The following is a 12009-nucleotide window of genomic DNA, read 5'->3' as shown; positions in this document are numbered from 1 at the left end:
ATGTGAAATAATGAAGCATTGTTTATAACAAAGTATAAGATTATTGTACTAATTTATAATTTTTAGACAATATATCTGCTATAATATTAAAAAATAGTATAAAATAAATATAATTAATATTTACTTTAACAATGCTAACTAACTGATTATTTATCACCTGATAATTTCTTAATATTAAATTTTTGTAACATTACACTTTATATAAATGAACCTTAAAGTTAAAATTATTCCTAAACCAAAGATAATTACTGGTAAAAACCACAAAAAATATGCATATAAATCATATGGTGGTATGATAATAATTTGATTGCCATAATGATGGCGCAATTCTGTAATTATTTGGTTATCATTATATCCATTTTTAATATAATTTCTTATTAACATACGCATATCGTGAGAAAATTGTGATTGTGATTCATAAATGGATTCTCCAGAACAAATCAAACATCTAGTTATTTTAAATAAGTTGACAGCACGTAACTCCATTTCAGAATTTTTTAACTTTTCATCTACTAAAAATGAATATGCAGAAGAAAATGAAAAAATTGCCATAAATGATATGATCAATATTACACTATTACTTATCAGACGCATGATTATCTACATTGATAATAGATTTGATTTTATTGATAAAATCCTTGTAAGAAATCTTACCAATAAATACGTTAAAAGGATCTTTTTTCTCATGTACTAATAATGTGATGTTGTTACTGTCTTTTATATCAGAAATTTCATCATATATATACTTACTTAAAACAGATGAGAGCTGCTCTTTATCTGTTACTTTAGTATAAAATAGTTCAATTAATTGTCTAATAGCATCTTGATAATTACTCATTTTTATAATTAACTTTCCCTCATCAACGACTTTATTATCTAGAGAAAGGGGAATTGACAGTCTTCCATTTATATTGACTGATGAGTTTTTAAATTTTAAATCTATATGTTCTATATCAGCATCTACTTGTTTAAAATCAACATCCGTCATCATTAGTGTTATAATACTGTTATTTATAGTTGCATTGATGGTATTGTCACCAGTATCAGTAATAATATCAGCATTTATTTTATATTGTAGTTTTGTTATAAAATCATTTAAAGCTTTAGATTCATTACTTTCTATAAAGAAAGAATTTTTTCCTATATTACTTTTATTATTACAACTAATACCACTATCATGATACTTAATAGATTTAAAATACAACTTTTTTGTACTTTTATCTTTAAATAACATAAATAATAGATTTTCAGATGGTTGAATTAATACTTTTAAACCGTGGTTAAATTTACAATTTGCTATATTTATAGGATCACTCTTTGTAATTTTTGTTTTATTCTCTATCTTAAGTTCACCGTCTAACGTTAAGAATTCTAATTCGTTATTTAATATGCTATATTTTACTGATAATGAATGAGCGAGTATGTTTATTGAAGATGCATTAATTTTAAAATCTGATATGCTAACATAAGGAGTAAAAGGAAATCCTATAATCTGTATATCACCGTATGTTGCAGAAACATGATGAAAAGCTTTCGAGACAGTAGCTTTTACTTGAGTTGCTACAACAAACCAAAGACCAGTATATAGAGAGGAAAGTGATATGATAATTAATAATATCACTATTAACTTTTTATTAAAATATTTCATGTACTTACAACTTCGCTATTGTTTTTTGTAAAAGAGATATTACGAGTTTCACTTGGTAATATTACACATAATCCATCAAGTTCTTTTGTTAAAATAATTTGACATCCAAGACGTGAAGTATCTGTTAAACCAAAAGCTAAATCCAGCATATCGTTTTCTTCATCAGAAATTTCATTATGTTGTTCAACAATGTTATACCAACTTGGATCAATTATCACGTGACATGTAGAACATGCTAAAGAACCTTCACATGCACCTTCTAAATCTACGTTATTTCTATGTGCTAGACTTAATAGAGTTTCTCCATCATAAGCTTCATATGTCTTTCTAGTTCCATCTGGTAAAATAAATGTTATTAATGGCACAGCATATCTCCAATATCATTATACTTATTTAACTGCTAATATTATAGTTATCAATAGATTTTTTTAAGTAAAAATCCATCCGTTTTTTTATAAAATTAGATGCTTGTAATTCAACATGATTAATAGCATCTTTAATTTGATCACTCTGACCAGTTAATAATACTTTTTCTGCATCTTCTAGTGTTTTATTAAGTATCATTAATTCTGATGTTGATATCAAATCTTTATCCTCAATAAGTGCTTTCTTTATTATGGATATAATCCTTTGTCCCTCAATTTTTTGTTCAGCTAACAAACGTGCATCCATATCACTGTTAAAATTTTTAACAGATTCCATAACGTTTTCTTCTATTTCTTTTTGATCTAACTTTAATGTATTATTAATACTTACAGATTGTTTTATTCCTGTCAATTTTTCTTGTGCTGAAACAGTTAATAATCCATCCATATCTACCTGAAATTCTACTTGAATTTTTGCAGAACCTGCAGGTAATGGAGGTATCCCTTTTAAATCAAATTTAGCCAAAGATTTATTGTGTTCTATAATTTCCCGTTCTCCTTGACATACATGAATTTGTATTGCATTCTGTCCATCTACATATGTGGTAAATTCTTGTGTAGCAAATGCAGGTATAGGTGTATTTCTTGGTATAATTTTTTCTACAATGCCGCCTATTGTTTCAATCCCTAATGATAATGGTAAAGTATCTATAAGTAGATTGTTTTTTATATCTGGATTCAATAAATAATGTGCTTGTAAAGCTGCTCCAACAGCGACTATTTTTTCTGGATCTACATCACAAAATACTCTGTTATGGAATAGATTGTTTAACATGTCTTTTATTATAGGCATTTTAGTAGCACCACCCACTAGTATTACTTTTTTAATATCCTTGTGAAGGAGGCTAATACTACTAATTGTTGAATGTACAATATCTAATGTTTCTTTTACTAACCCTAATACTATATTATTTAATTCATTTCTAGTAACTTTGCACAAAAAATCCTTACCTCTGATTTTAAAAATGAAAGTTCCACTATGATGATCACTTAGATATTCTTTAGCATATCTTACATCATCAATTAACTCCTTAAGTATTTCTTTATTGAAATCTGTAAGTTTAATATGTGATTTTGTCTGATATTTTTGGTATATAAATTTTGCAAATAAGTAATCTATATCATCTCCACCTAGATTTGTATTACCACCAGTTGCTAAAACTTGAAATACTCCATCGTGTAACTTTAATATTGAGACATCAAATGTTCCTCCTCCTAAATCATATATCATACATATAGTATCATGTTCTGATTTCTCGATTCCATATGCTAATGCTGCAGCAGTTGGTTCATTTAATAAACGTAGTACTTCAAGATTAGCAAGTTTTGCAGCATTTTTTGTAGCTTTTCTTGCTACTTCATCAAAATACGCAGGTACTGTTATGACAACTTTTTTTACATCCAAGTTACTGCTATTTTTTACAATTTGGCATAATTTTTTCAGAATTTCCGCTGACACTTCAACTGGAGTAACATATGTATTATCTTGTTTTCTAATGTATATATTGTCTTTTGTATTAGCTATATTAAATAATAGGTCTGATTGTTTAATATCTTCAATAGATTTTCCCATTAGGCGTTTTACTGAAGAAATAGTACAACTTTTATCATCATTGTGATTTTTACCAACTTCTACTCTATGATCATCAAGATAGCTAACAATTGATGGAATAAGAGAATTACCATTCTGATCTTTAAATATAATAATCTGACCATTATCATCTACCATAGATATCAAAGAATTAGTAGTACCTAGATCTATTCCAAATGCTATGGATATGCGTTTTTCTTGTGGTTCTGTTATATTAATTAATTTCATTAACTAATACCCCTATCTTCTTGTATTTTCTTTATATATTTCAATTTCGTAAGTTGCTTAGCAGCTTCTTTAAAATCTTCCATAAGAAAAGCATTTTCCATAGCTTTTGTACACAATAGTATATGATATTGAATATCAGCATCATCTAGCTCACTAAGTGTAAATACTTCTTTTATTATGTTGTTTACATCATCTGTATTAGCAATAACTCTTTTTATTTCTAATAAGTATTCTGCTCTCGTTATTGACGATTTTAGAGTTTGATATGCTTTGTTTATTTCTGCTATATTGTCTAATGCTAATTTTTTTTCAGATTTTAAAAAAAACAAATCAGGGTGATGTTTACTTTGTAATGCTATATAATTCTTCTCTAATGTTTGTATATTAATAAAAAAACTCTGGTTTAACTTGAATAATGAAAAATAGTCCTTATACATAAAAACTTTCTCCACAACCACATCTTCCTTTTTCATTTGGATTTTTGAATACAAAGCCAGAAGATATTTTATTTTCTACATGATCCATTTCTGTTCCATTAATAAACATCATAGCTTTTGGATCAATCAAAATTATAAAATTTTGATTTTGATATTTTACTTGAATTTGTACATCTAACATTTTGATATCATATGCATATTCTATATTATACTTAAAACCAAAACATCCTTTTTGCGCTACCATTATTCTAATCCCAATGACAGAATCTTTTTTCTTATCAATGAGTTCCTTAATTTTTTTAATAGCATTTTCCGTTATGATAATAGGAGACTTATCTGTGAAACTACTGTTTATAAAATACTTTATCTGTGAATCACATGTATTCTCTTGATTATTATGTGGTATCAACACTTCTTTATCCATAGATAAACCTGATTGCATATTATTGCTGTATTATTCATTAGGATTTTTAGTAGCATTTTTTTTGTTTGCTTGTTTCATATGATAGTCATTTATAGCTGCTTTTACAGCATCTTCTGCAAGTAATGAACAATGTATTTTCACTGGGGGTAAACTTAATTCTTTTGCCAATACTGTATTTTTCAACTCATGTGCCTCATCTACTGTTTTACCTTTAATTAACTCAGTAGCTAGTGAACTAGCTGCAATTGCAGCACCACATCCAAAAGTTTTAAACTTTGCATCTATAATTTTTCCATTATCATCTACTTTAATCTGTAACTTCATTACATCACCACAGCTAGGAGCTCCCACTAAGCCAGTACCTACATTGTAATCCTCTTTAGGTAAAGTACCAACATTTTTAGGATTCTTATAATGTTCTAGAAGAGATTCACTGTAACTCATATAAATACCTCATAATTATCAAATACAATAAAAATTAATGCACATCCCACTTAATTTCATTAAGATTTATACCTTCTTGTACCATTTCCCATAAAGGACTCATCTCACGCAACCTCTTTATGCTATTTACAATAAGATCCGCTGCATATAAAATTTCTGCTTTTGTAGTAAACCTACCTATTCCAAATCTAATAGATGAGTGTTCTAAATCCTTATCTATATTTAACGCACGTAAAACATAAGATGGTTCTAGTGAAGCAGATGTACAAGCAGATCCTGAACTTACTGCTAAGTTGTTAATCGCCATAATAATAGATTCTCCTTCTACATATGGAAAACTTAAATTTAAATTTCCTGCTATACGTTGTTCATAATCACCATTCAGTATTACATAGGGTAAATGTTTTTTTATTTCACTATATAAAATATCACGTAATTCTTTTATCCTAATGGCTTCATCTTCCATTACTTCCTGAGCTATATATGCTGCTTCACCTAAACCTACTGCTAATGGAGTAGGTATGGTTCCAGATCTCATACCACGTTCTTGTCCACCACCATTTATTATAGGAGTAAGTCGTATTCTTGGTTGACGTTTACGTACATATAATGCCCCTATTCCCATTGGAGCATATATTTTATGTCCTGATATACTAAGCAAATCTATATTCATTTTGTTTACATCTATTGGTATTTTACCAAATGCTTGAGCTGCATCAGTATGAAAGAATACTCCATGATTATGACAAATTTTTCCTATTTCCTCTATTGGTTGAATGACACCAATTTCATTGTTCACCATCATAACCGATACCAATATAGTCTTATCAGTTATAGCTGATTTTAATAAATTAAGATCTAAAATACCATTTTTTTGTACATCTAAGTAAGTAACATCAAATCCTTCTGTTTCTAAATGGCGACATGAATCTAAAACACATTTATGCTCTGTACGTACTGTAATAATGTGATTTCCTTTACTTTTATAAAAGTTTGCTACACCTTTGATTGCCAAATTATTTGATTCTGTAGCACCAGAAGTGAATATTACTTCTTTACTTTCAGCATTTATTAAAGATGCAATTCTTTCTCGTGCTAATTCAACAGCCGACTCAGCTTTCCATCCAAAACAATGACTACGTGAATGAGGATTAGAAAACTCTTGAAAATATGGAATCATAGCATCTAAGACTCTACTATCCGTTTTAGTTGTGGATTGATAATCAAGAAATATAGGTAGATTAATATGTCGTTGTATATCTTTTATTTTTTCCATGTTATAACCTGTCTTTGATATCGTTAATGATATAGTAATCTTCTAATTTTTGCATCATTTTACACCTAATTTCATTTATGCACTTGATTATGTGTATATATTTCGTACCAACAGTTTACTATAGTTCTTATATGCTCATCTGTAGTGTCAGGACTTAAGCTAATCCTTATTGAATTATTTGCAATCTCCTGATTTACTCCCATTGCAGATAACACATGAGATGGTTCTACTACTCCTGTGGAACATGCAGACCCATTACCTACTGCAATATTTTTTATGTCAAAGCTTATTACTTGAATCTCACTATTTACATTTGGCATTGAAATACAACTAGTATTTGGTAGTCTCTCGACATTTCTACTAAATATTTGAGCGTCAGGAACTAAAGATAATATTTCATTTTCCAATTTATTTCTTAATTTTTCAACAAGAAGCATCTTTGTTATAGATTTATATAAATTACTAAGTGATATAGATAATAAGTATATCGCTAAAACATTTTCAGTCCCTGCTCTTAATCCTTTCTCTTGATGTCCACCAATTATCATAGGTTTTATCTTTATCTTTTTGCTATTAAAGAATAACACTCCTGCTCCAGCAATGCTGCCAAGTTTATGTGATGATATTGTTAACAAATCAACTCCTAAATCTTCAATATCTATATGGATTTTTCCACACGCTTGTATGGCATCTGTGTGTACTAATGCTCCAAATTTATGTGATAGTTCTACAATTTTTTTTATTGGTTGAATAGCACCAGTTTCATTGTTTGCTGTCATTACTGACACTAGTATTTTGTCATCTTTAAACTTATGTAAAAGACTACTCAATGCATTTAGACATATTATTCCATTAGAATCAACAGGTATTAATTCTGCATTAGTAGCACATTTTATAATAGATAGATGTTCTGTAGAAGAGATTAAATGTTTGTAGTCTGATGTACTATTGATGACTAAATTGTTTGCTTCTGTACCAGAGGATGTAAAAACTACATCATAATATTGTGCATTTAGTTGCTTAATAGCTATGTTTCTTGCCTCTTCTATTATACTTCTTGTTTTTTGACCTAGTTTATGTATTGAAGATGGATTATATAATTTTATATAGGATAAATTATTTAATTGATATTTTACTTCAGGTAGTATCGTAGATGTTGAATTGTAATCAGCATATATATATGGTTTATCATCTTTATGTAGTGCTATATTTGACTTAAAATTATTATTTACTATATCCTCTAGTGAAATATTATTTAAATAATCTTTTATATAATTTCCTATATCATCCCATAATTTGTGAGTTACACATCTATTATTATTCGATAGACAACCTGGACTGTTATTTTCGCATCTTGTAATTTTAATATTTTCGCCTATTGATTCAAGTATAAGACTAAGTGTAATTAAATGAGGAGCAATACTTAGTGAATAACCACCACCTGGACCTTTTGTAGCATTAATAAGCCCTTTTTTCTTTAATTGAACAATTACCTGTTCAAGATATCCTTCAGATAAAGATTGATTACTTGCAATATATGACATTCTTACTGGTTGCAACTTATTTTGTTGCGTACAAAGACCATGAGCCAATTTTACCATAAACATTATAGCATAACGTAGCCTAGCTGTGATCAACATATAAATATCCACACGTTAATTATGGGCCTTTTTAAGTATTTTTAATTGAATAGATCATTTTGATATTATCAATAACCTGATAATGTATCATTAATATACCTTGTGTCAAGTAGGTTTTTTCTTAAATGAGATAAGTAAAAATATTTATTGTTAAATATGTCTTTAATTGCAACTTTAATTTTTTTTACAAAAATGAAAGCAAAACTATAGTGCTTTTGAAGCTGTAATTAATAATATACTTGTTAAAAATACTTTATTAAGTTAAACTTTTTTGTATTATTGATGAGGTGAAGGTTTACTCAATTTTTAAGGAAGTTAATTCATGAGAGAGATATTTTTTAATGGTGCAGTAGGAAAAATTGAAGGAAAGTATCACCATAATAAAACGGTAGGAGCTCCAATTGCTTTAATTTTTCATCCTCATCCTCAGTACGGTGGGAACATGGATAATAAGATCGTATATAATTTGTATAATATATTTGCAAATAACGGATTTTCTGTTTTAAGAATTAATTTTCGTGGAGTAGGTAAATCATCTGGCAATTTTGAAAAGGGTATTGGTGAACTAAGTGATGGAGCAGCAGCAGCAGATTGGTTACAAAATAATAACATGGCATCATCTCCTTTTTGGGTGGCTGGTTTTTCTTTTGGTGCATGGGTTGCTATGCAATTAATGATGAGACGTCCAGAAGTTGAAGGTTTTATAGCTGTAGCACCTCCTGCAAATAAGTATGATTTCTCATTTTTGTCTCCTTGTCCTGTACCTGGTTTAATTATTCAAGGTGATCAAGATAGTATTTCTGATGAAGCTGCAGTATCTCAACTTGCTGCTAGATTAAGTAACTCGATAAAAAGTAAATACATGCAGTATTATGTTATAGAAAAAGCAGACCATTTTTTCCGCGATCACATGGATAAATTTAATGAAATTGTCGATAATTACATTAAATTTTGTTTATCTGAATCTGCTGGTAATCGTAAAAAAGATATTACAAATAAAAAAGTAAAATACCGCAGAATTGTTATGCAAGATGAACCAGTATAATGTAGTAGCCTATAACACATTGATTTCTCAATATATTGTTGTACGCTATGAAAGCTATAATTAAAAGTCTTCTAATAATTATTTATCAAGTCACTAGTAATAATATGTTGATATAATGATAATGTGTAATTGGTATACAATTAGGTTGTATATAGCAGATAAAATAGTATTTCACATATGTTTCTACCTTGATTAATGGTAAAATTAGGTATTTATTGTGCTATAGTATCATGCTAGGGCGTTAAATTTGACACAAGGTATATTAATGATACATTATCAGGTTGTTGATAATATCAAAGTGATCTATTCAATTAAAAATACTTTAAAAGGCCCATAATTAACGTGTGGATATTTATATGTTGACCACAGCTAGGCTACGTTATGCTATAATGTTTATGGTAAAATTAGCTCATGGTCTTTGCACGCAACAAAATAAGTTGCAACCAGTAAGAATGTCATATATTGCAAGTAATCAATCTTTATCTGAAGGATATCTTGAACAGGTAATTGTTCAATTAAAGAAAAAAGGGCTTATTAATGCTACAAAAGGTCCAGGTGGTGGTTATTCACTAAGTATTGCTCCTCATTTAATTACACTTAGTCTTATACTTGAATCAATAGGCGAAAATATTAAAATTACAAGATGCGAAAATAACAGTCCAGGTTGTCTATCGAATAACAATAGATGTGTAACTCACAAATTATGGGATGATATAGGAAATTATATAAAAGATTATTTAAATAATATTTCACTAGAGGATATAGTAAATAATAATTTTAAGTCAAATATAGCACTACATAAAGATGATTTTGTTAAAAAGAAATAACTATCTGTTGTATTGATCTGAATATACTCTGTGCTGTTTATTATAGATAAGAAGATTTCCAGTAATAAATTTAGTGGTTTCCAAGTTTTTAATTAATAAGAAATTTATGCTGAATATTTGCTCTTTGTAGTTAAGTTGTCTTTTTTATCTTGTTACAATGAATGTTTTTTATGTTATATAGTAATAAGCCTATTACATAATAAGCAAACTAATCACTACAGCAATTAATCATATTATTCATGATTCCCAGCTTTTTATTACAAAATATCTTAAGGAAAGCTCATTTCACCATATATTAGCTATACATATAATAAATGAATTTCTAAATACTTCAAAATTAGTTCCTTATCAATATTAGAAAAACAGAAAAATGTTACATATTTCCATAATGAGAAAATAACTATACTGTAGCATCATTAGGAATGTAAACTATACAATCCTACAAATAGATTATGTACAGTTAACATATAATAAAATATGAATACAACAATAAAGTTATATAAATACAATCCAACAACTCACCTAATCAACTCTTTTATAAACTGCAGCTTTGAAGATGGTATAACTGTATTACAAGCTTGTGAGCTTGCTGGTATACAAATACCAAGGTTTGCTATCATAAGAGAATTGCTATAGCAGGTAATTGCAGAATGCGTCTAGCGGAAATTTCTGGTGGACCACCTAAACCCTGCAGCTCCTTGCGTAATTCCCGCGATAGAAGTCATTGATTATAAAAGTCAGTACTTAGTATCTAATTTACATATTTTTGTGCAGCCAAAATATAATTTACAGAAATATCTTTAGATAATTGTAAACAGTTTTTTATTAAATTAAAACTTACTCCAACAATTTCTTGTAAAACTACTCCATTAGGTAAAAATAAGTTTGCAATTTCTGAAGGTTTTACAAACCTGCTCCATTGATGTGTACCATAGGGAACTAAGTTGAGTATATATTCAGCACATATTACTCCACACAATAAAGACTTAATATTCCTATTTAAAGTAGATAAGAATATTATACCATTGTCATTTAATAAACTGCTGATGCTATTTATAAACAATGGCAAGTTATCGACATGCTCAACTACCTCCATTACAGTGATAATATCATACTTCTCTTGAATATTAACTAAATCTTCTATATTCATACAATGATAACTTATATTATGTATACCATGTACTAAAGCATGCTTTTGAGCAACATTAATAGTTTCTTTACTAGCATCTATACCACAAACTCTCATATTTAAGCGTGCCATAGATTCTGACAATAAACCACCTCCACAACCTACATCAAGTACCGACAATGACTTGAAATCAACATTTGGCATGACTTTATTAATATAATTAATAATATATTGCATTCTTACAGGATGCATCATATGCATAGGCTTTAATGGTCCATTTTCATTCCACCACTTGTCAGATATTTTTGAAAATTTCAATAGTTCATTCTGATTAACTGTGCTGTTCATAAATAACTATCTATTTTTTCTATTCTTTGTGTATGCCTACCTTCAGCAAACTTTGTATTTAGAAACTTATACACTATTAACTTAGCTTTTTCATATGTAATATACCTAGCTCCAAGACAAAGTACATTTGCATTATTATGTTCCCGTGCAAACCTAGCAAGTTCTGTAGTATAACATAAAGCTGCCCTAACCTTCTTATAACGATTTGCTGCAATACTCATACCAATTCCAGTACCACATATTAAAATACCAAATCCTGAATCATTACTAGTAACACAATGAACAACATCTTGTACATAATCTGGATAATCTACAATAACATCAGATATTACACAACCATAATCTTCTACTGTATAACTCAAGCTTTCTAAATATAATTTAATAAAGAGTCTCAATTCCACTCCAGCATGATCAGAAGAAATAAAAATTTTCTGCATATTCAATACAACTCAACACTATATAACGTTACATAAAATAAAATAAAAAGTCAACAACCACAGTTATACAACTTACACGTTAAGATTTTACTTTACAAAACTAAAATAAT

At 28.5% G+C, this 12009-nt stretch carries 13 protein-coding genes and 1 pseudogene; 3 read left to right on the top strand and 11 right to left on the bottom strand.

What is annotated here, in order from left to right; translation table 11 throughout:
• Positions 1-174: 174 nt before the first annotated feature.
• The 9 genes from ERUM_RS02310 to ERUM_RS02270 form a co-directional block, all read right to left on the bottom strand.
• Positions 175-552, bottom strand: coding sequence for a cytochrome c-type biogenesis protein (locus tag ERUM_RS02310; protein ID WP_011155104.1), 378 nt, complete (start codon positions 550-552; stop codon positions 175-177).
• Between the two features lie 25 nt (positions 553-577).
• Entirely contained in the window at positions 578-1648 is a 1071-nt protein-coding gene (locus ERUM_RS02305; protein ID WP_011155103.1) for a hypothetical protein, read from the bottom strand.
• Positions 1645-2013 carry a ferredoxin family 2Fe-2S iron-sulfur cluster binding protein gene (locus ERUM_RS02300; protein WP_011155102.1) on the bottom strand — a complete coding sequence of 123 codons (369 nt, stop codon included), beginning with the start codon at positions 2011-2013 and terminating at the stop codon, positions 1645-1647. The genes ERUM_RS02305 and ERUM_RS02300 overlap by 4 nt, the downstream gene beginning before the upstream one ends.
• 28 nt (positions 2014-2041) lie before the next feature.
• The gene (gene hscA / locus ERUM_RS02295) at positions 2042-3892 is read right to left on the bottom strand and encodes a Fe-S protein assembly chaperone HscA (RefSeq protein ID WP_011155101.1); all 1851 of its coding nucleotides are present in this window, start codon (positions 3890-3892) and stop codon (positions 2042-2044) included.
• Positions 3892-4344 (bottom strand): Fe-S protein assembly co-chaperone HscB, encoded by a 453-nt coding sequence (gene hscB, locus ERUM_RS02290; RefSeq protein ID WP_231089395.1) that lies wholly within the window; start codon positions 4342-4344, stop codon positions 3892-3894. The genes hscA and hscB overlap by 1 nt, the downstream gene beginning before the upstream one ends.
• On the bottom strand, positions 4322-4771 hold the full coding sequence (locus ERUM_RS02285; protein ID WP_011155099.1) for a HesB/IscA family protein: 450 nt from the start codon (positions 4769-4771) through the stop codon (positions 4322-4324). The genes hscB and ERUM_RS02285 overlap by 23 nt, the downstream gene beginning before the upstream one ends.
• Positions 4772-4783: 12 nt before the next feature.
• Positions 4784-5197: a Fe-S cluster assembly scaffold IscU gene (gene iscU / locus ERUM_RS02280; protein WP_011155098.1), complete on the bottom strand. Its 414-nt coding sequence runs from the start codon at positions 5195-5197 to the stop codon at positions 4784-4786.
• Between the two features lie 34 nt (positions 5198-5231).
• Positions 5232-6473 (bottom strand): IscS subfamily cysteine desulfurase, encoded by a 1242-nt coding sequence (locus ERUM_RS02275; RefSeq protein WP_011155097.1) that lies wholly within the window; start codon positions 6471-6473, stop codon positions 5232-5234.
• A gap of 71 nt (positions 6474-6544) precedes the next feature.
• Positions 6545-8113, bottom strand: a complete 1569-nt coding sequence (locus ERUM_RS02270) for an aminotransferase class V-fold PLP-dependent enzyme (RefSeq protein ID WP_011155096.1) — start codon at positions 8111-8113, stop codon at positions 6545-6547.
• Between the two features lie 322 nt (positions 8114-8435).
• Between ERUM_RS02270 and ERUM_RS02265 the strand changes: the two genes are divergently transcribed.
• The 3 genes and pseudogenes from ERUM_RS02265 to ERUM_RS05245 form a co-directional block, all read left to right on the top strand.
• On the top strand, positions 8436-9158 hold the full coding sequence (locus ERUM_RS02265; protein ID WP_011155095.1) for an alpha/beta hydrolase: 723 nt from the start codon (positions 8436-8438) through the stop codon (positions 9156-9158).
• Positions 9159-9514: 356 nt separating this feature from the next.
• Positions 9515-9985 (top strand): RrF2 family transcriptional regulator, encoded by a 471-nt coding sequence (locus ERUM_RS02260; RefSeq protein ID WP_011155094.1) that lies wholly within the window; start codon positions 9515-9517, stop codon positions 9983-9985.
• 525 nt (positions 9986-10510) lie between these two features.
• Positions 10511-10683 (top strand): annotated as a pseudogene (locus tag ERUM_RS05245) (2Fe-2S iron-sulfur cluster-binding protein); the annotation flags it as partial.
• A 53-nt stretch (positions 10684-10736) separates the two neighbouring features.
• Here ERUM_RS05245 and ubiG read toward each other — a convergent pair.
• Entirely contained in the window at positions 10737-11462 is a 726-nt protein-coding gene (gene ubiG / locus ERUM_RS02255) for a bifunctional 2-polyprenyl-6-hydroxyphenol methylase/3-demethylubiquinol 3-O-methyltransferase UbiG (RefSeq protein ID WP_011155093.1), read from the bottom strand.
• A complete protein-coding gene (gene rpiB / locus ERUM_RS02250) occupies positions 11459-11899 on the bottom strand; it encodes a ribose 5-phosphate isomerase B (protein WP_011155092.1) in 441 nt (146 codons plus the stop codon). Before rpiB ends, ubiG begins: the two co-directional genes overlap by 4 nt.
• Between the last annotated feature and the right edge of the window lie 110 nt (positions 11900-12009).

Source organism: Ehrlichia ruminantium str. Welgevonden (assembly GCF_000026005.1).
Classification (GTDB): Bacteria; Pseudomonadota; Alphaproteobacteria; order Rickettsiales; family Anaplasmataceae; genus Ehrlichia; species Ehrlichia ruminantium.
This window is presented reverse-complemented; position numbering and strand designations above follow the sequence as displayed.